This is a genomic window from Methylobacterium sp. 4-46 (assembly GCF_000019365.1).
GTDB lineage: Bacteria > Pseudomonadota > Alphaproteobacteria > Rhizobiales > Beijerinckiaceae > Methylobacterium.
Window position 1 is genome coordinate 6,820,001 of the sequence record NC_010511.1, and the last position, 25,730, is coordinate 6,845,730.

25 protein-coding genes and 1 pseudogene (1 of these 26 cut by a window edge) are annotated in these 25,730 nt (G+C 73.9%); 18 read left to right on the forward strand and 8 right to left on the reverse strand.

Features of this window, described 5'->3' with window-relative positions; all coding sequences use genetic code 11:
* From M446_RS30005 to M446_RS30025, 6 genes are all read left to right on the forward strand, one after another.
* Positions 1-116, forward strand: partial view of a hypothetical protein gene (locus tag M446_RS30005; protein WP_012335847.1) — the 3' portion only. The gene continues 88 nt to the left of window position 1, outside the view; the window shows 116 of its 204 coding nt (coding positions 89-204); the start codon falls outside the window, past its left edge; it ends in the stop codon at positions 114-116.
* Positions 117-234: 118 nt separating this feature from the next.
* Positions 235-393: a hypothetical protein gene (locus M446_RS38400; RefSeq protein WP_012335848.1), complete on the forward strand. Its 159-nt coding sequence runs from the start codon at positions 235-237 to the stop codon at positions 391-393.
* 97 nt (positions 394-490) lie between these two features.
* Positions 491-1,387 carry a LysR family transcriptional regulator gene (locus M446_RS30010; RefSeq protein WP_012335849.1) on the forward strand — a complete coding sequence of 299 codons (897 nt, stop codon included), beginning with the start codon at positions 491-493 and terminating at the stop codon, positions 1,385-1,387.
* A 137-nt stretch (positions 1,388-1,524) separates the two neighbouring features.
* Positions 1,525-2,880, forward strand: a complete 1,356-nt coding sequence (gene gudD / locus M446_RS30015; RefSeq protein ID WP_012335850.1) for a glucarate dehydratase — start codon at positions 1,525-1,527, stop codon at positions 2,878-2,880.
* Positions 2,881-2,901: 21 nt separating this feature from the next.
* On the forward strand, positions 2,902-3,672 hold the full coding sequence (locus M446_RS30020; protein WP_012335851.1) for an HpcH/HpaI aldolase family protein: 771 nt from the start codon (positions 2,902-2,904) through the stop codon (positions 3,670-3,672).
* 17 nt (positions 3,673-3,689) lie between these two features.
* Positions 3,690-4,571, forward strand: a complete 882-nt coding sequence (locus M446_RS30025) for a 2-hydroxy-3-oxopropionate reductase (RefSeq protein ID WP_012335852.1) — start codon at positions 3,690-3,692, stop codon at positions 4,569-4,571.
* Between the two features lie 154 nt (positions 4,572-4,725).
* On the opposite strand, the gene M446_RS30030 is transcribed toward M446_RS30025, so the two are convergent.
* Together M446_RS30030 and M446_RS30035 are read right to left on the reverse strand one after the other, a co-directional pair.
* Positions 4,726-4,974 carry a hypothetical protein gene (locus M446_RS30030; protein WP_012335853.1) on the reverse strand — a complete coding sequence of 83 codons (249 nt, stop codon included), beginning with the start codon at positions 4,972-4,974 and terminating at the stop codon, positions 4,726-4,728.
* A gap of 141 nt (positions 4,975-5,115) precedes the next feature.
* Positions 5,116-5,482, reverse strand: a pseudogene (locus tag M446_RS30035) (response regulator).
* Between the two features lie 132 nt (positions 5,483-5,614).
* Here M446_RS30035 and M446_RS30040 point away from each other — a divergent pair.
* The 3 genes from M446_RS30040 (at position 5,615) to M446_RS30050 (ending at position 10,691) form a co-directional block, all read left to right on the forward strand.
* A complete protein-coding gene (locus tag M446_RS30040; RefSeq protein WP_012335854.1) occupies positions 5,615-6,358 on the forward strand; it encodes a Crp/Fnr family transcriptional regulator in 744 nt (247 codons plus the stop codon).
* Between the two features lie 25 nt (positions 6,359-6,383).
* Positions 6,384-7,412 carry a chemotaxis protein CheB gene (locus M446_RS30045; protein ID WP_012335855.1) on the forward strand — a complete coding sequence of 343 codons (1,029 nt, stop codon included), beginning with the start codon at positions 6,384-6,386 and terminating at the stop codon, positions 7,410-7,412.
* Between the two features lie 93 nt (positions 7,413-7,505).
* Positions 7,506-10,691 carry a CheR family methyltransferase gene (locus M446_RS30050; RefSeq protein ID WP_012335856.1) on the forward strand — a complete coding sequence of 1,062 codons (3,186 nt, stop codon included), beginning with the start codon at positions 7,506-7,508 and terminating at the stop codon, positions 10,689-10,691.
* Between the two features lie 441 nt (positions 10,692-11,132).
* On the opposite strand, the gene M446_RS30055 is transcribed toward M446_RS30050, so the two are convergent.
* On the reverse strand, positions 11,133-11,720 hold the full coding sequence (locus M446_RS30055; protein WP_265576468.1) for a response regulator: 588 nt from the start codon (positions 11,718-11,720) through the stop codon (positions 11,133-11,135).
* Between the two features lie 645 nt (positions 11,721-12,365).
* Here M446_RS30055 and M446_RS30060 point away from each other — a divergent pair.
* The 5 genes from M446_RS30060 to M446_RS30080 all read left to right on the forward strand — a co-directional run bounded on the left by M446_RS30060 (position 12,366) and on the right by M446_RS30080 (position 17,946).
* Positions 12,366-13,211: an AAA family ATPase gene (locus M446_RS30060; protein ID WP_012335858.1), complete on the forward strand. Its 846-nt coding sequence runs from the start codon at positions 12,366-12,368 to the stop codon at positions 13,209-13,211.
* 13 nt (positions 13,212-13,224) lie between these two features.
* A complete protein-coding gene (locus M446_RS30065) occupies positions 13,225-13,749 on the forward strand; it encodes a SixA phosphatase family protein (protein WP_012335859.1) in 525 nt (174 codons plus the stop codon).
* 268 nt (positions 13,750-14,017) lie between these two features.
* Complete coding sequence (locus M446_RS30070; protein WP_012335860.1) at positions 14,018-15,373, forward strand: hypothetical protein; 1,356 nt, start codon at positions 14,018-14,020, stop codon at positions 15,371-15,373.
* A 120-nt stretch (positions 15,374-15,493) separates the two neighbouring features.
* Complete coding sequence (locus M446_RS30075) at positions 15,494-16,939, forward strand: YcjX family protein (protein ID WP_012335861.1); 1,446 nt, start codon at positions 15,494-15,496, stop codon at positions 16,937-16,939.
* The gene (locus M446_RS30080) at positions 16,936-17,946 is read left to right on the forward strand and encodes a YcjF family protein (RefSeq protein ID WP_012335862.1); all 1,011 of its coding nucleotides are present in this window, start codon (positions 16,936-16,938) and stop codon (positions 17,944-17,946) included. The genes M446_RS30075 and M446_RS30080 overlap by 4 nt, the downstream gene beginning before the upstream one ends.
* A gap of 10 nt (positions 17,947-17,956) precedes the next feature.
* Here M446_RS30080 and M446_RS30085 read toward each other — a convergent pair whose 3' ends face one another.
* From M446_RS30085 to pobA, 3 genes are all read right to left on the reverse strand, one after another.
* Positions 17,957-18,247, reverse strand: a complete 291-nt coding sequence (locus M446_RS30085; protein WP_018263550.1) for a HigA family addiction module antitoxin — start codon at positions 18,245-18,247, stop codon at positions 17,957-17,959.
* Positions 18,248-18,261: 14 nt separating this feature from the next.
* A complete protein-coding gene (locus tag M446_RS30090; RefSeq protein WP_012335864.1) occupies positions 18,262-18,543 on the reverse strand; it encodes a type II toxin-antitoxin system RelE/ParE family toxin in 282 nt (93 codons plus the stop codon).
* Between the two features lie 233 nt (positions 18,544-18,776).
* Complete coding sequence (gene pobA, locus M446_RS30095) at positions 18,777-19,949, reverse strand: 4-hydroxybenzoate 3-monooxygenase (RefSeq protein ID WP_012335865.1); 1,173 nt, start codon at positions 19,947-19,949, stop codon at positions 18,777-18,779.
* A 162-nt stretch (positions 19,950-20,111) separates the two neighbouring features.
* On the opposite strand from pobA, the gene M446_RS30100 reads away from it, so the two are divergent.
* From M446_RS30100 to M446_RS30110, 3 genes are all read left to right on the forward strand, one after another.
* On the forward strand, positions 20,112-20,999 hold the full coding sequence (locus tag M446_RS30100; RefSeq protein WP_012335866.1) for a helix-turn-helix domain-containing protein: 888 nt from the start codon (positions 20,112-20,114) through the stop codon (positions 20,997-20,999).
* A 5-nt stretch (positions 21,000-21,004) separates the two neighbouring features.
* On the forward strand, positions 21,005-21,913 hold the full coding sequence (locus M446_RS30105) for an aldo/keto reductase (protein ID WP_012335867.1): 909 nt from the start codon (positions 21,005-21,007) through the stop codon (positions 21,911-21,913).
* 259 nt (positions 21,914-22,172) lie between these two features.
* The gene (locus tag M446_RS30110; protein ID WP_012335868.1) at positions 22,173-22,577 is read left to right on the forward strand and encodes a hypothetical protein; all 405 of its coding nucleotides are present in this window, start codon (positions 22,173-22,175) and stop codon (positions 22,575-22,577) included.
* A 33-nt stretch (positions 22,578-22,610) separates the two neighbouring features.
* On the opposite strand, the gene M446_RS30115 is transcribed toward M446_RS30110, so the two are convergent.
* Positions 22,611-23,102 carry a tRNA (cytidine(34)-2'-O)-methyltransferase gene (locus M446_RS30115; RefSeq protein WP_012335869.1) on the reverse strand — a complete coding sequence of 164 codons (492 nt, stop codon included), beginning with the start codon at positions 23,100-23,102 and terminating at the stop codon, positions 22,611-22,613.
* 102 nt (positions 23,103-23,204) lie between these two features.
* Between M446_RS30115 and M446_RS30120 the strand changes: the two genes are divergently transcribed.
* Positions 23,205-25,079 (forward strand): ABC transporter ATP-binding protein, encoded by a 1,875-nt coding sequence (locus M446_RS30120; protein WP_012335870.1) that lies wholly within the window; start codon positions 23,205-23,207, stop codon positions 25,077-25,079.
* 72 nt (positions 25,080-25,151) lie between these two features.
* Here M446_RS30120 and M446_RS30125 read toward each other — a convergent pair whose 3' ends face one another.
* A complete protein-coding gene (locus M446_RS30125) occupies positions 25,152-25,616 on the reverse strand; it encodes an outer membrane protein assembly factor BamE (protein ID WP_012335871.1) in 465 nt (154 codons plus the stop codon).
* Between the last annotated feature and the right edge of the window lie 114 nt (positions 25,617-25,730).

Genomic DNA, 25,730 nt, shown 5'->3' on the forward strand with positions numbered 1-25,730 from the left:
TCGCCTTCCCGCCCATGGTGCCGGTCGTCCCGCCCGCCGCGCAGAACGACGATCCGGATCAGCCGCTCCTCGGGGAGATCGAGAGGGATCTCCGGGCGGCCGGCTATCTCTCCTGATGCCGCCGCGTTCACGGATCGTTATGCTTAATCCGCGGTCACCGCTGCCGCATCGTTCCGCCCCCGCCCGGATCGGATTAAGATAATCTTACTCGATCTGGTCACGGAAGGTTTGGCGATGCACCGCTTGGGCAGGGCGCGGGGATCGATTGCGGCGGCGCGCCTGGAGCGGGCCGCGATGCGGGAGGGGCGGCTCTTCCTCGAAGGCTGCGGGGCGGTCTGGACGGCCTGCCTCGGCTGGGTGGCGCTGCGGACCGCGCGCTACATCCTGGATTGACGGGCGCCCGGCGACCGGGCCGGTTTCGCCTGACGCCCCGCGCCCGGCGCGCTATCCTGGTCGGGGCCGCAGGCGGGCCCGGACCCCGGAGGCCGGCTTGCTCGAATTCAGCCAGATCCGCTGCTTCGTCGCCGTCGCGGAGGAACTGCATTTCGGCCGCGCGGCCGCCCGCCTCAGCATGACGCAGCCGCCCCTGTCGCGGCAGATCCAGGTGCTGGAGCGCATCCTCGACGTCCAGCTGCTCGAACGCTCCAGCCGCTCGGTCCGCCTCACCGCCGCGGGCCGCAGCTTCCTGCCGGAGGCCCAGCGCATCCTGCGCCTCTCCGAGGCCGCCGCCCAGGTCACCCGCCAGGTCGCGGCCGGCCGGGCCGGCACCCTGCGGCTCAGCTTCACGGCGGCCTCGGCCTACGCCTACCTGCCCGACCTCGTCATCGCCTGCCGGGCCGCCCTGCCCGAGGTGAGCCTCGCCCTGCGCGAGATGGTCACCAAGGACCAGATCGAGGACCTCCTCGCCTCCCGCCTCGACGCGGCCCTGGTGCGCCCCCCGGTGACGCATCCCGAACTCGATTCCGTGCGCGCCCGCGCCGAGCCCCTCGTGGCCGCCCTGCCGTCCGACCACCCGCTCGCCGCCCGCCCGGCGCTCGCCCTCGCCGATCTCGACCGCCAGCCCCTCATCGGCTACGCGCCGCACGAGGCCCGCTACTTCTACGACCTCGTCGCGGGCCTCTGCGCCGAGGCCCGGGTGCAGCCGCACGCGGTGCAGCAGCTCGCCCAGATCCACTCGATCCTCGCCCTGGTGCGGGCCGGGCTCGGCATCGCCCTGGTGCCGCACTCCGCCGAGCGGCTGCGCCTCGACGGCGTCGCCTACCGGCCCCTCGCCCTGCCGGAGCCTCGCCCCGTCGAGCTCGTCCTGGCCTGGCGCCGCGACCACGACAATCCCCTGATCGGCCAGCTCATCCGCCTCGTCGCCGAGCGGGCCGAGGCCGCGCCCTGAGCCCGCCGGCGGGGCGGCCCCGCCTGCGATGCGCCTGGCGCATCGATCCATTCAGCCTTTGGCTTGGACGTGCATCGCCGCGCGGGCCTAAATGGCGCCCGGGACGGTCGCAGACGCCGTCGCTTCGGGAGCACGCCATGGAGACCGCCGCCGGCCCCGCGCAGGGCCTCTCGCGCACGCCGACCATCGCCGCCATGCGGGTCGTCCCGGTGGCCGGCCGCGACAGCATGCTGCTCAACCTGTCGGGCGCGCACGGGCCGTTCTTCACCCGCAACCTCGTGGTGCTGACCGACTCGACCGGCGCCACCGGCCTCGGCGAGGTGCCGGGAGGCGAGCGCATCCGGCAGACCCTGGAGGATGCGCGCGGCCTCGTCCTCGGCCAGCCCCTCGGCGCCTGGAACCGCGTGCTCGCCGCCATGCGGGCGCGCTTCGCCGATCGCGACGCGGGGGGGCGGGGTCTCCAGACCTTCGACCTGCGCGTCGCCATCCACGCGGTCACGGCGGTGGAATCCGCCTTCCTCGACCTGCTCGGCCAGTTCCTCGGCGTGCCGGTGGCGGCCCTCCTCGGCGAGGGCCAGCAGCGCGACGCGGTCGAGATGCTGGGCTACCTGTTCTACGTCGGCGACCGCCGCCGCACGAATCTGGCCTACCGGGAGCCCGAGGCGCGCGACGGCTGGCTGCGGCTGCGCGACGAGGAGGCGCTGACGCCCGATGCCGTGGTGCGGCTCGCCGAGGCCGCGCACGAGCGCTACGGCTTCAACGATTTCAAGCTCAAGGGCGGGGTGCTGGCGGGCGAGCGGGAGATCGAGGCGGTGACCGCCCTCGCCAAGCGCTTCCCGCAGGCCCGCGTCACCCTCGACCCGAACGGGGCGTGGTCGCTCGAGGAGGCGATCCGCCTGTGCAGGGGCCGGGGCGACGTGCTCGCCTACGCGGAGGATCCCTGCGGGGCCGAGAACGGCTTCTCCGGCCGCGAGGTCATGGCCGAGTTCCGCCGCGCCACCGGGCTGCCCACCGCCACCAACATGATCGCGACCGACTGGCGCCAGATGGTGCACGCGCTCCAGCTCGGCGCCGTCGACATTCCCCTGGCCGACCCGCATTTCTGGACGCTGGCCGGGGCGGTGCGCGTCGCCCAGACCTGCCGCGACCACGGCCTCACCTGGGGCTCGCACTCGAACAACCACTTCGATGTGTCGCTGGCCATGTTCACCCACGCCGCCGCGGCCGCGCCCGGCAAGGTCACGGCGATCGACACGCACTGGATCTGGCAGGACGGCCAGCGCCTGACCCGGGAGCCGCCGGAGATCCGCGGCGGCCTGGTGCGGGTGCCGGAGCGGCCGGGCCTCGGCGTCGCGCTCGACTGGGAGGCGGTCGAGGCGGCCCACGCCCTCTACGAGCGCCACGGGCTCGGCGCCCGCGACGACGCCGCGGCGATGCAGTTCCTGATTCCCGGCTGGACCTTCGATCCCAAGACACCCTGCCTCGTGCGCTGACCGCAGCGGGAGACGCGACCCATGGACATCCTCACCAACCGCTTCAAGGCCGGGCTGCGCGCGCGCCGCCAGCAGGTCGGCCTCTGGTGCAGCCTCGCGAGCGCGATCTCGACCGAGATCGTGGCGGGCTCGGGCTTCGACTGGCTGCTCCTCGACATGGAGCACTCGCCCAACGACCTGCGCGACATCTACGGCCAGCTCCAGGCCATGGCGGAGGGCGGCGCCGCCCCGGTGGTGCGCGTGCCGAGCGACGACCCGATCGCCATCAAGCGCGTCCTCGACGCGGGCGCGCAGTCGCTGATGATCCCGAACGTCGACGGTGCCGCGCAGGCCCGCGCGGTGGTGGCCGCGACGCGCTACGCCCCGGAGGGCATCCGCGGCTTCTCGCAGGCGCCCCGCGCCGCCCGCTTCGGGCGCATCCCGGACTACCACGCCCGCAGCAACGGCGAGATCGCCGTCCTGGTGCAGGTCGAGTCGCGCCGCGCCCTCGACAACCTGGAGGAGATTGCCGCGGTGGAGGGCGTCGACGGCCTCTTCGTCGGGCCGGGCGACCTCTCCGCCAGCCTCGGCCATCTCGGCCAGCAGAACCACCCCGAGGTGGTGGCCGAGATCGAGCGCACGATCGGGCGCATCGTCGCGACCGGCAAGGCGGCCGGCATCCTCACGGCGAACGAGGAGCTCGCCGCCCGCTACGCCCGCGCCGGCACCACCTTCACCGCCATCGGCTCGGATCTCGGGCTCCTCGCCCGCGGCTCCGAGGCCCTCGCCGCGCGCTTCCGCGCCGGCCTCTGATCGGGAGCATCCTCGCCATGGACGTCGGATTCATCGGGCTCGGCATCATGGGCGCGCCCATGGCCGGGCACCTCATCGCGGGCGGCCACAGCCTCCACCTGAAGAGCCGCCGTCGCGTGCCCGAGGCCCTGGTGGCCGCCGGCGGGCGGCCCTGCGCCAGCGCCGCCGAGGTGGCCGCGCGCGCCGAGGTCGTCATCCTGATGGTGCCGGACACGCCGGACGTGGAGGCGGTGCTGTTCGGGGCGGGCGGGGTCGCCGAGGGGCTGCGCCCCGGCTGCGTCGTCGTCGACATGAGCTCGATCTCGCCGATCGCCACCCGCGACTTCGCGGCCCGCATCGAGGCCGCGGGCGGGCACTACGTCGACGCGCCGGTCTCCGGCGGCGAGGTCGGCGCCAAGAACGCGGCGCTCTCGATCATGGTCGGGGGCAGCGAGGAGGCGGTGGCGCGGGTGCGCCCGCTCCTCGACCTGATGGGCAAGAGCGTCACCCACGTGGGCGGCACCGGCGCCGGCCAGGTCGCCAAGGTGGCGAACCAGATCATCGTGGCGCTCACCATCGAGGCGGTGGCGGAGGGCCTGCTCTTCGCCTCGAAGGCCGGGGCGGACCCGGCCAAGGTGCGCCAGGCGATCACCGGCGGGCTCGCGACCTCGCGCATCCTGGAGCTGCACGGCGAGCGCATGATCACGCGCCGCTTCGACCCGGGCTTCCGGATCGCGCTGCACCAGAAGGACCTCAACCTCGCGCTCGAGGGCGCCCGCAGCCTCGGGCTGAGCCTGCCGGGCACGGCGCTCGCCCAGCAGCTCTTCTCGGCCTGCGCGGCGAACGGGGCGGGGGGGCAGGACCACTCGGCCCTGGTGCGCGCGCTGGAGATCCTCGGCAACCACGAGGTCGCCGGCTGAGGACCGGAGGCGGGGCGGCCCCGGCCGCCCCGCTCCGCGGCCGGACGGCTCAGGCGCTGTCCGGACGATCACGTCCGGACAGCGGATGCCAAGCCCGTGCGGCGCCTGAGCGAGGCCGACATCCGCATGGCGAAGCCATCCGTCGGATGTCGGATCACTCCTCGACGAGGAAGCCCGGATAGGCCTGGCCGCGGGGCACCACCGCGAAGGGGGCGCGCTCGCGGGGATAGATCGCGTCGTAGCCGGCGCGATCGCCCTCGGTGAGGCCGTAGCGGCGCTCGATCCCGGCACGCGGGCCGCCCGCCTGGGAGCCGGACGCGTTGTAGGGCGAGCCGCCCTGCGCGAAGGCCGGGGCGGCGGCGACGAGCAGGGCGCCGGCGGCGAGGAAGGGCTTGAGTTTCATCGGTGTCTCCGTGGTTCGGGCCGCTCTCGGGCGGCCTTCACCGGGACGACGTTCGCAGCCGCGAAAGGTTCGGGCCGCCATGTGCGGCAGCGCACGCGCTGCCGCAGGGATGGAGAGCGGCAGCGCGCGCTGCCGCAGGGATCAGGCGCAGCCCGGCAGCAGCCCGGGCAGGGTGCTGGCGAGGGAGGCCGGATCGAACGGCTTCTCCCAGTGCGGCACGTCCCGGTAGGCCGCCGGCACCGCGACGCGGTCGTAGCCCGTGGCGAACACGAAGGGCACCGACCGGGAACACCGTCTCACCCCGCAGATTGATGTCGAGCACGGCCGCGTCGATCCGCGCACCCCCGTCGATCAGAGCCATGGCGGCGTCCCGGCTCGGGGCCGGTCCCACGACCACGGCGCCGAGCCGGCCGAGGGCCTGAGCCATGTCGTCCGCGATGAAATACTCGTCCTCCACCACCAGGACCCGACGTTGCGCGAGCGGACCGGCCGGGAACGATGCTGCCATGCGCGGCTCCACTCCGGATCATGCGTCGGAAAACCATTGATGCATGATGCATAACGTGGCTCCCTGACGAATAACATGGAGTGAGCCCGGTCCGCTCCAATCGTTGTAACGGACGAGGGACGGGAGCCTGCGATGCCGACCTATCTGATCCGCAAGCTCGAGCAGTTCACCCGCCTGTCGAGCGACGACAAGCAGGCGCTCGAACGCGCGGCGTCGGGGAAGCTGCGCCGGTTCAGCTCGCGCGAGGACATTATCCGGGAGGGCGAGGCGCCGCGGCGGGTCAACCTCATTCTCGACGGCTGGGCCTGCCGCTACAAGGTGCTGGAGGACGGGCGGCGCCAGATCGCCGCCTTCCTGCTCCCGGGCGACCTCTGCGACATCCGCATGTTCATCCTCAAGCACATGGACCACTCGGTGGGCACCCTCTCGCCCGCGACCGTGGTGGAGATCCCGCGCGAGACGATCCTCGATCTGACCGACAATTTCCCCCGGCTCAGCCGCGCCCTGTGGTGGTACTCCCTGGTCGAGGAAGCGACCCAGCGCGAGTGGACCACCAATCTCGGCCAGCGCGACGCGCTGGAGCGGATGGCGCACCTGCTCTGCGAGGTGTTCATCCGGCTGCGCGGCATCGGGCTCACGGACGGGACGAGCTGCGAATTGCCGGTGACGCAGGCCGAACTCGCCGACGCCACCGGGCTCTCCACAGTCCACGTCAACCGCACGCTGCAGGATCTGCGCGCCCGCGGCCTCGTCATCCTGCGCGGCAAGACCCTGACGGTCCCCGACCTGGAGGCCCTGCAGGACGCCGCCCTGTTCAGCCCCAACTACCTCCACCTCGACTGCGAAGGCCAGGAGCTCGACGCCAACGACAGCTGACCGCGACCCGCAGCCAGGAGCGCCCGTGACCAATCGCGACATCATCGTCATCGGGGGCTCGGCCGGCGCCACCGTCCCGCTCAAGGCCCTGCTGCGGGCGCTGCCGGCCGACCTGCCGGCGGCCGTCCTGGTGGTGCTGCACATCCCGGCGCGCAGCCTCGGCCTCCTGGCCACCGTCACCTCCGCGGCGAGCCGCCTGCCGGTCGAGACGGCGCAGGACGGCATGGCGATCCGCCCCGGCCACATCTATCTCGGCGTCCCGGACCGGCACCTGCTCCTCGTCGACGGGGTGATCCGCCTCGGCCGGGGCCCGCGCGAGAACATGGTGCGGCCGGCCATCGACCCGCTCTTCCGCTCCGCGGCGATCGCCTACGGGCCGCGGGTGATCGGCGTCGTGCTGAGCGGGCTCCTGAACGACGGCGCCGCGGGGCTCGACGCGATCAAGGCCTGCGGCGGCCTCGCCCTGGTCCAGGACCCGGCCGACGCGGTCGCCGACGAGATGCCGCTCGCCGCCCTCGCGGCGGCGGCGGTCGACCTCGCGGTGCCGGGCGCGCGGCTCGGCGACGTGCTGTCGGATCTCGCCCGGGAGACGCCCGGCCCGCGCCTGCCGGTGCCGCCGGAGATCCGCATCGAGGTCGACATCGCGGCGGGCGAGCGGGTGGGCAGCGGCGTGCTGCGCCAGATTGCCGACCCGGCCCCCCTGACCTGCCCGCATTGCTGCGGCGTGCTGTCGGAGGTGCGCGGCAGCAAGCCCGTGCGCTTCCGCTGCCAGGTCGGCCACGCGCTCACCGCCGAGGCCCTCGCCAAGGAGCAGGAGGCGGCGGTCGACGAGGCGATGCGGGTGGCCCTGCGCATCGTCGAGGAGCGGGCCGACCTCGTGGCCCGGATGGCCGAGGACGGACGCCGGTCCGGCCGTCGCGCCGTGGCCGAGATGTACGAGGCGCGCGCCGCGGAGTATCGCGGCTACGGGGAGACGATCCGGCGGGCGATCCTGAGCGCGATGCCGCAGCCCGGCGCCGCCGATCCCGGAGACGGGAACGGCGAGGCGGGCTAATCTCCCGCCCGGCCGGCGGAAGCGCGTTTCGCACCAGGGACGGCAGCGGCGCGCCGGGCCGGCGGCGCGCCACGGGAGGCAGCGGGAGAGATCATGGAGGCTGACACGATCGCTTCCGGGGCCGACGATCCGGTCGGTGTCGTCCTGGCGGTCAGCGCCTCCGCGGCGAGCCCGGCCTCCCTCGAACGGCTCCTCGCCGGCCCGCTGCCGAGCGCGCAGGTGGCGACGATCCTCATCCTGCAGCATCGCGAGATCCTGGACGAGGCGCGGCTGCGCCTCGCCCTCGGCCTGTCCGGGCGCGGCCTGACGGCGGTCGAGGACGGGCTCCCCCTGGCGGGGGGCCGCCTCTACCTCCCGGCCCCGGGGGCGATCGCCACGATCGAGCGCGGTCGCTTCCGGACCCGCCCGGCCGAGCAGGCGCCCGGGGAGCGCGGCGTGATCGACAGCCTGCTCGTGTCCCTCGCCCGCGAGGAGAACCGGCGCGCCGTGGTGGTGGCGCTCGCCGGGACGGACGGCGACGGCACGCTCGGCGTCAAGATGATCAAGGAATCGGGCGGCCTCGCCCTGGCCGAGGAGACCGCCGAGGCGCGGGCAGACGACCTCGCGGCCAGCAACAGCCCGGCCGCGCTCGCGGACGCGATCCTGCCCCTCGACGACCTCGCCGACCGCCTCAGGGCCTACGTGGCGCAGCTCCTGCGCGAGGACGAGGCGATGCCCGAGGGCGCGCTCCCCAGCGAGGAGATCGCGGGCGCGCTCACCGCCGTCGCCACCATCCTGCGCAACAAGACCGGGCACGACTTCCACGGCTACAAGCCCGGCACCTTCCTGCGCCGGGTGCAGCGGCGCATGCAGGTCGTGCAGGCCGAGAGCCTCGCCGCCTACGTGGAGATCCTGCGCGCCAAGCCGGACGAGGCGCAGGGCCTGTTCAACGACCTGCTGATCGGGGTGACGCAGTTCTTCCGCGACCCGGGCGAGTTCGACCTGCTGGAGCGCGAGGTCGTCCCGGCCCTGTTCTCGGGCAAGCGCCGCAGCGACCAGCTCCGGGTCTGGGTGATCGGCTGCTCGACCGGCGAGGAGGCCTACTCGATCGCGATCCTGCTGCGCGAGCAGCTGGCCGACCGGGACGAGGTGCCGCAGATCCAGATCTTCGCCACCGACCTCGACGGACGGGCGCTGGCCGCCGCGCGGGCGGGCCGCTACGCCGACGACATCGCCGCCGAGATGTCGCCCGAGCGCCTCGCCCGCTGGTTCGTCAGGGAGGGCGACACCTACTGCGTCGTCAAGGAAGTGCGGGAGATGTGCATCTTCTCCCAGCACAGCATCGTCAAGGACGCGCCCTTCTCGCGCCTCGACCTCATCTCCTGCCGCAACCTGCTGATCTACCTCGACGCGGAGCTGCAGAGCCGGGTCGTCCCGCTGTTCCACTTCGCCCTGCGGCCGGGCGGTTTCCTGTTCCTGGGCAATTCCGAGAACGTCTCGCGGCACACGGGGCTGTTCGCCCCGATCGAGGGCCGCTCGCGGATCTTCCGGCGGCTGGAGACCGGCACGCGCACGCTGCCGGACTTCCCCTTCGCGGCGGTCGACCGCCGCCTGGCGGCGCCCGCCGTGCCCCCCGAGCGGCCCCGCGCGGCCGAGGCGACGCTGACGCGCCGGGCCGAGCGCTTCGCCGAGCGCTTCGCCCCCGCCTACGTCATCGTGGACGAGAGCTACACGGTCCTGCACTTCTCCGGGCGGACCGGCCGCTACATCGACCCGGCCGGGGGCGCGGCGAGCCTCAACCTGCTGCAGCTCGTGCACCCGGACCTGCGCCTCGACCTGCGCGCCGCCCTGACCCGGGCGGCCGAGCACGGCGCAACCGTGCAGCTCGACGGGCTGCGCATCGGGCTGAACGGGCACCGGCTGGTGGTCGACCTCGTGGTCGAGCCGGTCCAGGAGGCGCCGGGCGCGGGCCTCAGCTTCGTCGTGCTGTTCAAGGACGGGGCGATGCTGGCGAGCGACGAGGACGGCGCCCCCGCTCCCTCCGCCCAGACCGAGCACGCCCAGCGCCTCGAGGCGGAGCTGCGCACCACCAAGGACCGGCTCCAGGCCACGATCGAGGAGCTCGAGAGCACGAACGAGGAGCTGAAATCCTCCAACGAGGAGTACCAATCCCTCAACGAGGAGCTTCAGAGCGCCAACGAGGAGCTCGAGACCTCCAAGGAGGAGCTCCAGTCGGTCAACGAGGAGCTCACCACCGTCAACGGCGAGCTCGGCCATCGCGTCAACGAGCTGACGCGGGCGACCAGCGACCTCAAGAACTTCCTGGAGAGCACGCAGATCGCCACGGTCTTCCTCGACAACGATCTGCGGGTGACGAACTCGACGCCGGCCGTGTCAGAGGTGTTCCACCTCGTCGAGTCGGATGTCGGCCGGCCGATCGCCCACATCAAGCCGCGGGTCGCCTACGACGAGCTGCAGGAGGATGCGCGGCGGGTGCTGCGCACGCTCGGCACCGTCGAGCGGGAGATCGTCAACCCGGCCACGGGCGCGCGCTACATGGTGCGGGTGCTGCCCTACCGCAGCGTCGACAACTTCATCGCCGGGGTCGTCGTCACCTTCGTGGACATCACGGCCCGCCTGCGGGCCGAGGAGGCCCTGCGCGCCAGCGAGGGGCAGGCCAAGCTCCTGCTCGCCGAATTGCAGCACCGGGTGCGCAACACGCTGGCGGTGATGCGCTCGGTCGTCCGGCGCACAGCCCTGTCGAGCGACAGCGTGGAGGATTACGCCGCCCACCTGGAGGGGCGCATCGACGCCTTCGCGCGCGTCCAGTCCGCGGTCACCCGCGACCCGGCCGCGGGCATCGACCTGGAGCAGCTCGTCAGCCACGAACTCCTGGCCCACGCGGCGCACGAGGGCGAGCAGGTGCGCCGGATCGAGGGCCCGCCGGTGCGCCTGCGCCCCAAGGCCGCCGAGACCCTGGCCCTCGCCATCCACGAACTCGCCACCAACGCGGTCAAGCACGGGGCGCTGACCGCCCCGAGCGGGCGGGTGACGGTGACGTGGCGGATCGAGGACCGGTCCGCGCCCGAGCCCCTGCTGACGCTCGCCTGGATCGAGACCGGGGTGACGCTCTCGGGGGATCCGCCGTCGCGGCGCGGCTTCGGCACCGAGCTGATCGAGCGCACCCTGTCCTACGAGCTCGGCGGCAGCGCCGCCCTGAGCTTCCGGCCCGAGGGGATGCAGTGCCACATCGTGCTCCCCGCCAACGACCGGATCCTGGTCCAGCGCGAGCGGGAGTGATGCGCTGTCCGGACGATCACGTCCGGGTATGACGAGCCCGCGCGGCGCCTGAGCGAAGCCGACATCCGCATGGCGAAGCCATCAACCGGATGTCGGATGACACGCCCGCGCGGCGCCTGAGCGAGGCCGACATCCGCATGGCCGAAATCGGAGATGGCGACGCAATCCGTGGGATGTCGCATCAATCCTGCGCGTCCTCGCCGGCCGGCGCCTCGGCATCCTGCGGCGGTCGCACGGTCCGACGAAGCGGATGCCGGTTCGGCCGCAAGATGACGCGGGGACGAGAGTTCAAGACCGACGACCATGTCCGATGATCGGTGGTTCCGTGCGCGATGCCTCGTCACGCCATCGGCGTGTGTCGACATGCCGGGAGGATCCGCGGCCCGACGCGTCGGCAGCCTGGGCCGTCGGCATGAGCGGCCTCGCAGCGGGCGGTTCGGCTCAGGCCACCGGCGGGTCCGGGTGGCGCACGGCGTGGTCGACCTGGGCGAGCACGTCGAGGGCGCGCCAGGGCTTGGGCATGTAGACGGCGCCCTGCGGCAGGCCGGCGATCCGCGCATCCGCGAAGCCCGACGTGACGACGACCCGCACGCCCGGCCAGAGCTGGCTCACCGCGCGGGCGAGGGCGATCCCGTCCATCCCGCCCGGCAGCCGCACGTCCGTGAACACCATGGCGACCTCGGTGCCGCGCTGCTTGAGGAGGGCCACCGCCTCCTCGCCGCTGCCGCAGGCGGCGACGTCGAGCACCGTGTCCCGCAGCAGCGCCACCGCGAGGTCGCGCACGGCCGGGTCGTCCTCCACCACCAGGACGAGCTGCGTCGGCTCGCCGGCCGGCCCGCGCCGTCCCTCCTCGCGCCGGCCGACCGCGTCGCGGGCGACCAGCAGCGCCACGAGGTCGCGCAGGCGCTCCGGCAGCGCCTCCTGCATGGGCGCCCCGAACAGGTCCTGCAGGCCGCGCCCGACGCCGTGCGCCACGGCCGCCTCCGAACTGGTTTGGGCAGGTTGGAACACCGTGTCCGCACGACGCATGTCAAACCCTCTTGCGGGGGCCGCACCGGCCTCCCGAACCGCCGCTATCGCAGGTTATGAGCCCCACGAAAGGGCAATGAGGCCGGGCGAGGTTGGTTTCAGCGTGGCGCTACGCGATCGTGAAAGGTGCACAAATCAGTCGAGCGCTCGGGATATGCCTGCGGCGGGGGGCGGACGCGCCCTCCGCCGCCGCCGATGATGGCCGAGACCTTGCCGGCCGGGCGTTCCGCCGCCGCGCCGCCGCACGGCCCGGCGGCGCCCGGGAATTCCCAGTCGCTCCGGGAACAACCCGAGAACCGATGTGTTGGCAACAGGCAGTGTGTGGCGTCTTGGCTCCTCTGCGGATCTCCTCCGAATACTGGGCCGTGCCGGTGAGGCGCGGCCCTTTTTTTCGATCGTGATTCATGTAAATGCGGGGAGGTTGCTGCACTAACCTATGTGGAGGTGAGGCCGGCGCGACCACCCTATGATCCCGCGTCGCGCCGCCGGCTCCCCGCCGCGCGGTGCGAAGCCGGCGGCCCGGGGGTGCCCGTCTCCTCCTCGATCCCTGCCCCCGGGCCGCCGGCGCCTCCGCCCCGGTCCCGACTCGCGGTTCCCAGAGGCATCGCTTAGATGTTCTGCTCCGAGAGCAGGATGTGAGGGCCGATGCGCTTTTCCGGAACCGATACCTACGTCGCCTCGCCGGATCTCGCGGTCGCGGTGAACGCCGCCGTGACGCTGGAGCGCCCGCTCCTGATCAAGGGCGAGCCGGGCACCGGCAAGACGGTGCTGGCCGAGGAGGTGGCCCGCGCGCTCTCCGCGCCGCTTCTGACCTGGCACGTCAAGTCGACCACCAAGGCCCAGCAGGGCCTCTACGAGTACGACGCGGTCTCGCGCCTGCGCGACTCGCAGCTCGGCGACCCGCGCGTCTCGGACATCCGCCACTACATCCGCCGCGGCAAGCTCTGGGAGGCCTTCACGGCACCGGAGCGGCCGGTGCTGCTGATCGACGAGATCGACAAGGCCGACATCGAGTTCCCGAACGACCTCCTGCTCGAACTCGACCGCATGGAGTTCCACGTCTACGAGACGGGCGAGACCGTGCGGGCGGCGCGGCGCCCGATCGTCATCATCACCTCGAACAACGAGAAGGAATTGCCCGACGCCTTCCTGCGCCGCTGCTTCTTCCACTACATCAAGTTCCCGGATCCCGAGACGCTGCAGGCGATCGTCGCGGTGCATTATCCGGGCCTCAAGCAGCGCCTGGTGGAGGAGGCCCTGCGCATCTTCTTCGAGGTGCGCGAGGCGCCGGGGCTCAAGAAGAAGCCGTCGACCTCCGAACTGCTCGACTGGCTCAAGCTGTTGATGGCGGAGGATATCGGCCCCGAGAGCCTGCGGGAGCGCGACCCGCGCAAGCTGATCCCGCCGCTGCACGGGGCGCTCCTGAAGAACGAGCAGGATGTCGCCCTGTTCGAGAAGCTCGCGTTCCTGAGCCGCCGCGACGGCCGCTGACGGAGGCAAAGCCATGCGCCGCCTGATCCTGCTGCGCCACGCCAAGTCGGACTGGCCCGACGGCGTCCCCGACAGCGACCGGCCGCTCAGCCGCCGGGGGCGCGAGGCGGCGCCGCGCATGGCCGCCTACCTCGCCGAGGAGGGCCTGCGGCCCGACCACGCCCTGGTCTCGCCCGCGCGGCGCACGCAGGAGACCTGGAGCCTGGTGGCGCCGGCCCTGCCGGGCGCCGCGCAGGAGACCGTGCCGGCCCTCTACGAGGCCTCGGCCAAGCGCCTGCTCGACGTGGTGCGGGGCGCCGACGACGCGGTCGCGACGCTGCTCCTCCTCGGGCACAATCCCGGCCTGCAGGAATTCGGCCAGCTGCTGCTCGCGGACGAGGACCGCGACGGGTTGCGGGCGCTGTCGCGGAAATTCCCGACCGCCGCCGTGGCGGTGATCGACCTCGCGGTCGGGGCCTGGGCGGAGGTGGCGCCGCACAGCGGCACGCTGGAGCGCTTCATCACCCCCAAGGCGCTCGGCGCGGGCGAGGACGACTGAACCGAAGCCCGGCTCGGCCGTTTCCGAGCGGCGGGTTCGGGCGCGCCGGAACGCACGCGCGGGAGGCCGTCTCCCGCGCGAGCGCGGCGCCGCCCGAGCCCCGACCGGTGACCTTAAGCGGAATGGCACGGCGCAATTCTGCTTGGACTGTTGGTTTCGCATCATTTTGCCGCCAAGCCGGTGGCCGCTTCGGCGAATGATGCAGAGGGAAGGGAGGCCCGCCCGATGACGCCAGCCGCCGCGGCGACCGAGCCGTCCTGAGCGCGCCGTGATCCTCCTGCCGCTGCTCGCCCTCGCGACCGCGCTGGGCCCCGGCGCGGACCGGGCCGCCGCGCTCGCCCGCGAGGGGCTGGCGGCGGCGGACGCCGCCGGCCGGCTCGCGCTCGCCCGCACCGCCCTGGCCGTGCCCGAGGCGGGGCCGGCCCTCTACCGGCCTGAGGCCCGCGCGGTGTCGAACTGGCGCGAGGAGGCCCGCTTCTCGCTGCGCCCGCTCTCCCTCGCCCTGGTGGCCTTCGCGGCGCCGGCCGATCCCGCCTTCGTGGCGCGCTGCGTCAAGCTCAACAATTACTGGTGCATCAAGCGCGCCGGCTGGGACGGCGAGATCGGCGCCGACGCGGAGGGCCACACGGGCTTCGCCTCGGCCGAGCAGGGGGCCGACGCCGCGGTCGCGCTGCTGAGGCGCTACTACACGGTGCTCGGCCGCCGCTCGGCCCTGGCGATCGTGCGGCGCTGGGCCCCGGCCGAGTGCGCCGCGCCCGCGGCCGCGCTCGCCCGGCCTCCCGGCCCGGCCGGAGGCGGGGCCGCGCGGCGCCCCGCGGCGGTCCAGGCGGCGGCCATCCCGGCCTCGCCCGCGCTGACGGCCCTGGCGCCGCGGGGGATCGGCCGCACGCTGCGGGCGCGGTTCCTCGCCCGCCACGGCCGCGGCGGCCTCGCGCGCCCGGCGCCGCGCGCGGCGCCCCGCGCCGTCGCGCGGGCCGCGCCGGGTCTGCCGCCCGGCGCCGTCGCGCGGGCCGCGCCGGGCGGCCCGGCCCTGCGGATCCAGCCCTGGTCGGCGCTCGCCCGGCTCGGGGGCCGGACGCGCCCTCCCGTCCGGCCGAACCCGCCCCGGCCGGCCGCCTCGGTGCCGACGATCGCCACCGGCATCGGCGCGGCCCCGGAGCCCGCCGCCCCGGTGACGCCCGCCCGCCTCCTCGACGGGGACCGGCTCCTCGCCGAGGCGGCCGCTCTGCCCTCCCTGACCTCGCTCTCCTCGGTCGCCGCCCTGCCTCCGGCGCTGCGCCCGCCCGCCCCCCTGTGCGGCTCCGACGAGGCGCGCATCCAGGCCTACGCGCGCCGGATCGCCGAGAGCGTCGGGCTCGGGGCCGGCGACGATCTCGGCCTGTTCGACGCGCAGGGGAGCGCGACTGCCCGCCTCGCGCCGGTGCTCCTCGCCATGTCGGCGGTCGAACTCGGCAGTCTGCGGGCGAATCCGGCCCTCGTCGCCGAGGCGATCGCCCGGGCCGAATCCTCCCGGGCGCGGCTCTCCGCGCAGGCGCAATCCGCCGCGCAGGCGCAGCCCGCCGCGCCGGTGCGGCCCGCCGCGCGGGCGGAGGCGGAGGGGCTGGCGAGGCCGCATCAGCCGTGAGCGGCCCGGCTTCGTGAGCGCCCCCGCTCGCCGACCGCTCCCGGTCGCGGCGCGCCCTTGCGGAACGGCGAAGCCCGCGCCACCTCCCCGTCACCCATCGAGCGAGAGCGAAGTCCGTCCGTGCCGCCCCTCCTGAGCTTCGTCGAGCGGGCCGGCTCCGCCGCCCGCGCCCTCGCCGAGGCCTCCAGCGACCTCCTCGTCCAGCCGACCCTGCGGCTCGGCGTCACCGGGCTCGCCCGCTCGGGCAAGACCGTGTTCACGGCCGCCCTGGTGCATCAGCTCTCCGGCCTCAACCCGCTGCCGGCCCTCAGGGCCTCGCAGGAGGGCCGCCTGCGCCGCGCACGGCTGGTGCCCCAGCCCGACGACGACGTGCCGCGCTTCCCCTACGAGGAGCACCTCGCGGCGCTGACCGAGGAGCGGCGCTGGCCGCGCTCCACCGACCGGATCAGCCAGCTGCGCCTCGCCATCGCGTACGAGCGGGCGGCCGGCTGGCGGCCCGGCCCCGCGAGCCTGATGGTCGACATCGTCGATTATCCGGGCGAGTGGCTGCTCGACCTCGCCCTGATCGAGCAGACCTACGAGGGCTGGTCGCGGGAGACGATCGCGGCCGCCCAGCGCCCCGGCCGCGCCGCGCTGGCGGCGCCCTGGCTCGACCTCCTGCGCGGCCTCGACCCGAATCAGCCCCTCGACGAGGTCGTGGCCGAGCGGGCGAGCGACGCCTTCAAGGCCTATCTGGCGGCGGTGCGGGCGGGGCCCGAGGCGGTCGCCACCACGCCGCCCGGGCGCTTCCTGATGCCGGGCGACCTCGCGGGCTCGCCGGCCCTGACCTTCGCGCCCCTCCTCCTCACCGGCCCGACCGGCCCGGACAGCCTCGGCGGCCTGATGGAGCGCCGCTTCGAGGCCTACAAGGGCCGGGTGGTGACGCCCTTCTTCCGCGAGCATTTCCAGCGCATCGACCGGCAGATCGTGCTGGTCGACGTGCTCGCCGCGGTGGATGCCGGGGCGGCGGCCCTGGCCGAGTTGGAGGACGCCCTCGACCGGGTGCTGATGAGCCTGCGGATCGGGCGCAACAGCGTGCTGTCGCGGCTGTTCGCGCCGCGGGCCGACCGGATCCTGTTCGCGGCGACGAAGGCCGACCACCTCCACCATTCCAGCCACGACCGGCTCGACGCGCTGCTGCGCCTCCTGGTGGCCCGCTCCCTGCGGCGCACGGAGGCGGCGGGGGCGCGGGTCGGCACGGTGGCGCTCGCCTCGGTGCGGGCGACCCGCGAGACCCTGGTGCACGAGGGCCCCCACACGCTGCAGGCGGTGGCGGGCACGCCGGAGGCCGGCGAGGCGATCGGCGACGACGTCTTCGACGGCGAGACCGAGGCGGCGATCTTCCCCGGCGAGTTGCCCGAGCGGCCCGAGGCGGTGCTGGAGGGGGCGGTGGAGCCCGGCTCCCTGCGCTTCCCGCGCTTCCGCCCGCCGCGCGTGCCGGCGGACGCGCTCGGCCGGCCGGGCCGGCTGCCGCAGATCCGCCTCGACCGCGCCCTGCAATTCCTGATCGGCGACCGCCTCGCATGAGCCTGCCCCCGAAGCCCCGGGCCTTCCGCCTGCCGCCCGAGCCGGGCCCGCCCGGCACCGAGACCCCGCTGGCCGAGGGCGTGCGGGTGGTGGAGCAGCCCTTCGAGATCGTGGACGCCGCCGACGGCGTGCCGGTGCCGGTCGCGCCCCGCGCGGGTCCGCCCTGGGCGACGCTCCTCCTCTCGGCGCTCGGCGGCCTCGCGAGCCTGGGGATCGGGCTCGCGGTCGAGCGGCTGATCGCCGACCTCTTCGCCGCCGCCCCCTGGCTCGGGGCGGTGGCGCTGGCGCTCCTCGCGCTGGCGGCGGTGGCGCTGCTGGCGCTGGTCTGGCGGGAGCTCGCCGGCGTGCTGCGCGAGCGGCGCATCGAGGCGATCCGCGAGGCGGCGCTGGCGGCGCTGGCGAGCCGCGACCACACCGCCGCCAAGGCGGTGGTGCGGGAGGTCGGCACCCTCTACGCCGAACGGCCGGGCCTCGCGGCGGCGCGCGGGCGCCTCGACGCGGTGGCCGACGCGATCCTCGACGTGGAGGACCGCCTGGGCATCGCCGAGCACGAATTGCTCGGCCCCCTCGACCGGCTGGCCAAGGCCGCGGTGGCGGACGCGGCCAAGCAGGTCTCGGCCGTGACGGCGCTCAGCCCGCGGGCGATCGTGGACGTGGCCTTCGTGGTCTTCGCGGCGGTGCGGCTGCTGCGCCGGGTCGCGACGATCTATGGCGGGCGGCCGGGCCTGTTCGGGTTCCTGCGGCTCGCCCGGGCGGCCTTCGCGCATCTCGCGGTGACGGGCGGCGTCGCGGTCGGCGACAGCCTCGTGCAGCAGGTGCTGGGCCTGGGGCTCGCGGCGCGGGTCTCGGCGAAGCTCGGGGAGGGGGTGCTCAACGGCCTGATGACGGCCCGCTTCGGCCTCGCGGCCCTGGCGGTCTGCCGGCCGCTGCCCTTCCTGCGCGAGCCGGCGCCGCGGATCGGGGACGTGGCGGGCGAACTGATCCGCACCGGCGAGGCGGAGGGCTGAGGCGGGATCGTCAGGTGGGAGCCGCCTCGCGCGGGCGGATCGTCTCGTAATCGTGCGTCGCCGCCGCCTTCGAGAGATCGTGCGCGGTCTGGAGGTTGACCCAGAACTGGGCCGTGGTGCCGAAGTAGCGGCCGAGCCGGAGGGCCGTGTCGGCCGTGATGCTCCGGCGCTCGCGCAGGATGTCGCCGATGCGGTTGTGCGGCACCCTGATCGCCTCCGCGAGTTGGCGGGCGCTCAGGCCGAACGGTTTCATGAAGTCCTCAAGGAGGACTTCGCCAGGATGGGTGCGGATGCGCGGCATACGATCTCGGTACCTCAATGATAATCGACGATCGCGACCTCCTCGGGACCGAGGTCTGTCCAGCGAAAGCAGATGCGCCATTGGTCGTTGATGCGAATGCTGTGCTGGCCCGCGCGGTCGCCCTGGAGAGGTTCCAAACGATTGCCTGGCGGGCTGCGCAGGTCGTCGAGGTCGACCGCGGCGTCGAGCGCATCGAGCTTGCGCAGGGCGATACGTTCGAATGCCCGCCACCGCGGATGACAGATGCCATCCTCATGCAGGGCGCGCGCGTGCTTGTCAGCGAAGCTCTGGATCATCTCCGGCCGGCATGCGGTACGATTCCCGTACCACAAACCGTCGGCAGCTTCAACGAAGGTGCCAGAGGCGATCACGCCGTTGCGCACGCCCGAAGCGTCGGGGGAAGGGGACATCGGCGAGATCGGTTCGCTCGCCAGGGATCTCCCCTGGCAGGGACGTCTCCGCCGCGATGGCGGATCGTCCCGTCGGACCGCTTCCTCGCCCGACGGACGCGACGGCCGGGCCGGCTCCCTCAGCCCATCGGCAGCCCGACGTAATTCTCCGCGAGCACCGTCTGGGCGGCGACCGAGCCGCGGATATAGGCGAGTTCCGCGACCTGCATGCGGCGCGCGAAGGGATCCATGTCGGGGAAGCGGTGGGTCAGGCCGGTGAACCACCAGCTGAACCGCTCCGCCTTCCACACCCGCGCCAGCGCCCGCGCCGAGTAGCCGTCGAGCCCGGAGGCATCGCCCTCACGGTAATGGGCCACCAGCGCCTCGCCCAGCATCGCCACGTCCGAGACGGCGAGGTTCATGCCCTTGGCCCCGGTCGGCGGCACGATGTGCGCGGCGTCGCCCGCCAGGAAGAGCCGCCCGTGGCGCATCGGCTCGGCCACGACGCTGCGCAGGGGCGCGATGCTCTTCTCGAAGGAGGGGCCCCGCACGAGGCCAGAGGCCGCCTCCGGCCCGAGCCGCAGCGCCAGCTCGTCCCAGAACCGCGCGTCCGGCCAATCCTCGATCCGCTCGTCGAGCCCGACCTGCACGTAGTAGCGGCTGCGCGTCGGCGAGCGCATGCTGGCCAGCGCGAAGCCGTTGCGGTGGTTGGCGTAGATCAGCTCGTGGTTGACCGGCGGCAGCTCCGCCAGGATGCCGAGCCAGCCGAACGGGTAGACCCGCTCGAAGACCCGCAGCACGTCCGGCGGGATCGCCGCGCGGCCGACCCCGTGGAAGCCGTCGCAGCCGGCGATGAAGTCGCACGAGAGGCTGTGCGCCGCGCCGCCGCAACGGTACTCCACGCGGGGACGCTCGCCCGCGACGTCGCGGAGCGCCACGTCCTCGGCCTCGAACACGATGCGCAGGCCCCGCGCCTCGGCGGCGTCGAAGAGGTCGCGCATCACCTCCTGCTGGCCGTAGACCGTGACGGCGCCGCCGGTCAGCGCGGCCATGTCGATGCGGAAGATCTCGCCGTCATAGGCGAGGTTGGTGCCGGTATGGACGAGGCCCTCGGCCTTCAGCCGCCCGTCGAGGCCGAGTGCCTCCAGCACCGCGACGGTGCCCTGCTCCAGGACGCCGGCCCGCACCCGGCCCTCGACGTAGTCGCGGGTGCGGCGCTCCAGCACCACGGCGTCGATCCCCGCCCGGGCGAGGAGGTGGGCGAGGAACATTCCGGCCGGACCGGCCCCGATGATCGCGACCTGGCAGCGCATCCGCGTCTCCTCCGTGTGGCGTGTTCGCGGCGCCCGGCCGAGTCGAGGCGGGGGCCCATCCGGGGACAGGATGCGCGCGGCGCGCGCCCCTGGCGATGGACGCCGCGGCGAATAAATTGGATTTTCCGCCGCCGAGGCCGCCGCGCCGGAGACGCCGCCCCGATGCCCTCACTGCCCGCACAAGCACCTGCGGTGCCGCACTTCTTCCTGTACGGCGAGGCGCCGCGCGACGCCGACGACCGCTTCCTGCACTTGGAGGCCCTGGACGACCGCAGCCGGCCCAACCGCTGGCGCATCCGGCCGCACGTCCATGCCGGGCTGCACCAGATCCTGCACCTGCCGCGGGGCGGGGGCGTGATGCGGGCGGAGGCCGAGAGGATCGCCTTCGCGGGGCCCTGCTTCCTCCTGGTGCCGGCGGGCACCGCCCACGGCTTCCGCTTCGCGCACGAGACGGTCGGCACGGTGCTGACCCTGTCGGACCGCTACCTGCGCGACCTCGCCCGGCGCGAGCCCGACCTCGCCGGGCTGTTCCGGGCGCCCGCCGCGCTCGCCGAGACGGCGCCGAGCGGGGCCGGCGAGTGCCTCGCGGAGCTCGCCCGCGAACTGACCTGGGCGGCGCCCGGGCGGCGGGCGGCCCTCGAAGGGCACCTGCTCGTCCTCCTGGTCGCGGTGCTGCGCCACGCGCGCGCCGCGCAGGGGCCGCCGGCCCCGCCGGGACCGCAGGCGGTGCTGGTGGCGCGCTTCCGGGAGGCGGTCGAGGCGCGCCACCGGGAGGAGCGGCCCCTCGACGCTTACGCGCGCGACCTCGGCGTGACCCCGGCGCGGCTGCGCGCCGCCTGCCGGGCGGTGACCGGCGAGAGCCCCGGGCGGATCGTCCGCGACCGCCGCCTGCTGGAGGCCAAGCGCACGCTGCTCTACTCGGACCTCAGCGTCGCCGAGGTGGCCTACAGCCTCGGCTTCTCGGACCCGGCCTACTTCTCGCGCTTCTTCGCCCAGGGCACCGGGGAGCCCCCGCGCGCGTTTCGCGCGCGGCGCGGCGCGACGGGGTGAGGGCGATGCGGGGCCAGGACCTGACGAGGCGGGGGATCCTTCGCGGCGCGGCCGGCGCCGTCCTGGCCGGGAGCGGGCCGGTTCGGGCGCAGGTGAGCGGCGTGGCGCGGCGGAGCATCCCGTCGAGCGGCGAGGCCCTGCCGGTGATCGGGCTCGGCACCTGGATCGGCTTCGACGTCGGCGAGGAGGAGGCCGGGCGGGCCCGGCTCGGCGCGGTGCTGCGCACCCTCCTCGACGGCGGCGGCCGGGTGATCGATTCCTCGCCGATGTACGGGCGGGCCGAGGCCGTGGTCGGCGACCTCCTCGCCGAGGCGGGGACGCGGCCCCGGGCCTTCCTCGCCACCAAGGTCTGGACCCGCGGGCGGGAGGCCGGGCTCGCGCAGATGCGCCAATCCCTCGCGCGCCTGCGCACCGACCGCGTCGACCTGATGCAGGTGCACAACCTCCTCGACTGGCGCGTGCACCTGCCCGTTCTTCGGGCCTGGAAGGAGGAGGGCCGGATCCGCCATCTCGGCCTCTCGCACTACACCGAGAGCGCCTTCGACGAGGTCGAGGCCGCGCTGCGGGCCGAGCCCGTGGACGTCCTCCAGATCAACTACGCCCTCGACGACCGGGCCGCCGAGGCGCGCCTCCTGCCGCTCGCGGCCGAGCGGGGCGTCGCCGTGCTGGTCAACCGGCCCTTCGGCGGGGGCGGCCTGCTGGCCCGCCTCAAGGACCGCCCGCTGCCCGGCTACGCGGCGGAGCTGGGCTGCGCGAGCTGGGCCGAGATCCTGCTGAAATTCGTGATCGGCCACCCGGCCGTGACCTGCGCCATCCCGGGGACGGGCAGCCCCGCGCACATGGCGGCCAACCTGCGGGCCGGCACCGGGCCGCTCCCGGACGCCGCCCTGCGCCGCCGGATGGCCGAACTCTGAATGCCGGTTCAGGTTGAACGAAGTTCAGACCGGCCCGCGCCGCGGATCAGTCAAGCTCTCGACGGCCTGAGGCGCGGCAAAATGCTCTGTTTTTCGTGTACGGCCAAGATGGAACTGGGCCGCATTGCCCCATTTCTGCCCCCTCCGCCGCTATAACCCGGCTCATCCACGCCATCGCCGCGGCGAGCGCGACGGGACCCGACGGTTCCGGGCGCGCCTGATCGGATCGCGCCCGGCTCTTCGTCTTCGAGGGGGAAGCATGCTCATCAAGTCTGCCGTCATTGCGCTCGCGCTCGGTGCAGGTCTGGTCTCGGCAGGTCTGGTCTCGGCGCTGCCGGCGGTCTCGGGCGAGGCGCGCGGCTACAACGGCACCTGGGCCGTGCAGCTCGTCACCGAATCCGGCATGTGCGACGCGCGCACGAGCGTGTCGCTGGCGGTGCGCGACGGCGACGTCCGGCTCGCCTCGGCGAGCGAGGGCGCCTCGGTGAGCGGCCGCATCGGCGAGGACGGCAGCGTCGGCCTCACGGTCCGCAAGGGCCCGGCGAGCGGCGCGGCCTCGGGCCGGCTCCAGGCCACCTCGGGCTCCGGCACCTGGACCGTGTCCTCGCTCTGCACGGGCCGCTGGACCGCCCGCCGCACGACCCGCGTCGCGCAGGCGGAGTGAGCGGGGCGGCCCGATCGGCTCCGGCGCGCCGCCTCACGGTCCCGTCGCGCCCCCCGGTGCGGCGCTCCCGGGGAAGCCGCCGGTCTGGCGCAGCGCCTCGCCGAGGATCATCGCGGCGGCGACCGCGACGTTGAGGGAGCGCAGGCCCGGCCGCAGCGGGATCACCACCCGGGCCTCCGCGGCGGCGTGGACGGAATCGGGCACGCCGGCCGATTCGCGCCCCACCAGCAGGCAATCGTCCGGGCGGTAGGCGAACTCCGTGTAGGGCAGGGCGCCCGCGGTGGTGGCGAGCACGAGGCGCAGCGACGCCCGCCGCCGCCACGCCTCGAACTCCGCGAAGGAGCGGTGCCGCGTGATCGCCACGTGGTCGAGATAGTCGAGGCCCGAGCGGCGCAGGTGCCGGTCCGAGACGTCGAAGCCCGCCGGCTCGATGATCTCCACCGCCGCCCCGAGGCAGGCGGCGAGCCGCAGCATCGTGCCGGTATTCTGGGGTATGTCGGGCTGGTAGAGGGCGAGGCGCAGCATCGGGCGACGGGCTCGAAGGGGGGCGTGCGGCATCGCCCCCCGGTTGGCAGGCCGTCAAGGCGGAATACCTGAGGGGGCGCGCAATCCCGCGAAAGGCCCCTCATGTTCCTCGACTGGCTCGAGCGCCGCATCGACCCGTTCGCGCCCTTCGACGAGGGGCGCCAGCCCCCCGGCACGGTCACGGGCTTCGCCGGCACCTACCTGCGCCCGGTGCGCGGCGCCCTGGTGGTGCTGTTCTTCGCCGGCCTCGCGGCCGGGATCGTCGAGGCGTCGCTCTACCTGCTGATGGGCTGGTTCGTCGACATCCTGGCGACGTCGCGCCCCGACACCCTCTGGGCCGAGCACGGCACCGGGCTCATGCTCGCCGGGTTCCTGGTGCTGGTGGTGCGGCCCGCCCTGTCCTGGCTGCACGAGGCGCTCTCGAACCAGCTGGTCGTGCCCCAGACCACCAACATGGTCCGCTGGCGCACGCACCTCTACACGCTCGGCCACTCGCTCTCCTACTTCCAGGCGGATTTCGCCGGGCGCCTCGCCAACCGGGTCACGCAGGTCGGCCCGGCGGTGCGCGAACTCGCGGTCGTGTTCATCGACACGCTGCTCTACGTGGCGATCTTCGCCGCGACGGCGGTCGGACTGTTCTCCTCGATCAGCCCCTGGCTGGTCCTGCCCGTCCTGGTCTGGATCGCCGCCTATGCGGGGCTGACGCGCTTCTTCGTCCCCCGCGCCCGCGCCCGCTCGCTCAAGGTCGCCGACACCCGCTCGGCGCTGATCGGGCGCATCGTCGACAGCTACACCAACATCCTCACCGTCAAGCTCTTCGCCCGCGATCGCGAGGAGCGCTCGGCGGTGCGCGAGGCGACCACCGCCCACACCGACGCCTACCTGCACTCGTTCCGGCTGATCACCGCCACGACCTCGACCCTCTCGCTCCTGAACTCGGTCCTGATCTGCAGCACGGCGGGCGCCGTGCTCCTGCTGTGGTCGCAGGGCCGGATGACCACCGGCGAGGGGGCGGCCGGCCTTGCGCTGGTGCTGCGCCTCATCGCCATGTCGGGCTGGGTGATGCAGACCGTGCGCGGCCTGTTCGAGAATATCGGGGTGATCCAGGAGAGCATGCAGACCATCGCCCGGCCGCACGCCATCGTCGACCGGCCGGGCGCCTCCGACCTCGTCGTCGGCGAGGGGCGGATCGACTTCGAGCGCGTCAGCTTCCATTACGGGCGCGAGGACCGGGGCGTGATCGAGGAGCTGAGCCTGACCATCCGGCCGGGCGAGAAGGTCGGCCTCGTCGGCACCAGCGGGGCCGGCAAGACCACGATCACCTCGCTGCTCCTGCGCCTGCACGACCTCGAGGGCGGGCGCATCCTGATCGACGGACAGGACATCGCGGGGGTGACCCAGGCCTCGCTGCGCCGGCAGATCGCCGTGGTGACCCAGGACACCTCGCTCCTGCACCGCTCGATCCGCGACAACATCGCGTATGGCCGGGTCGAGGCGGGCGAGGCGGAGATCGTGGCGGCGGCCAAGCTCGCCCACGCCCACGACTTCATCCAGGACCTGGAGGACCACAGGGGCCGGCGGGGCTACGACGCGCAGGTGGGCGAGCGGGGCGTGAAGCTCTCCGGCGGCCAGCGCCAGCGCATCGCCATCGCGCGGGTGATCCTGAAGGACGCGCCGATCCTGATCCTCGACGAGGCGACCTCCGCCCTCGATTCCGAGGTCGAGGCGGCCATCCAGGGCTCCCTCGACACGCTGATGCGGGGCAAGACGGTGCTGGCGATCGCGCACCGGCTCTCGACCATCGCGGCCCTCGACCGGCTGATCGTGCTCGATCGCGGCCGGATCGTGGAGGAGGGCCGCCACGCCGACCTGATCCGCCGCGGCGGGCTCTACGCCCGCCTGTGGCAGCGCCAGTCGGGCGGGTTCCTCGGGCTGGGCGAGGGAGAGGGGGAGGGATTCGATCAGGCGGCGGAGTGATCCGGGATCCGGTCGATCGAAGCGGATCCCGCGCCCGACCGGGGCGGGGCCGGGGGGCTCCCGGCCGCCCCGTCACTGCGCGTTGCGGAACGGCTCGTACTTGGTCAGGCCGCGCAGGAGCTGGCCCAGGAAGGCCTGCTCGCCGCCGCTCGTCGGCGTCGTGCGGGAGATGAAGTCGAACACCCGCCCGTCCTGCTCGCCGTAGAGCGCCACGCGCTCGACCTTGAAGCCCTGGTTGAAATAGACCGCCAGCACCCGCTGGCTCTCGGCCCGCTCGCCCAGGAACATCACCGTCCGCTTGGTGTTCTGGCTGATATAGTACCAGGACTTGTTGCCCACGGTGGAGACCGTGGTGGGCGTGCCGAGGAGCTGGAGCACCTGTTCGGCGCTGGTGCCCGGCTTCACCTGGGCGACCGCCGCCTCGTCGATCAGGTAGCCGTGGCGGAACTCTTCGCCGATCACGCAGCCGGCCACCGACAGGCCGAGCAGACCCGCCGCGGCGAGGCGGGTGAGTGACGGGATGAAGCGACGCGGCATCGCGACCCTCTGGAACACGCGAAGGGACGGCGCCCTTGCGCCGGAACGGAGCGCTGCCGTACCCCGGGGTTGTGGCGTTGGCAAGGCACGGCCAAGGTTGGACGGGCGCCGCGC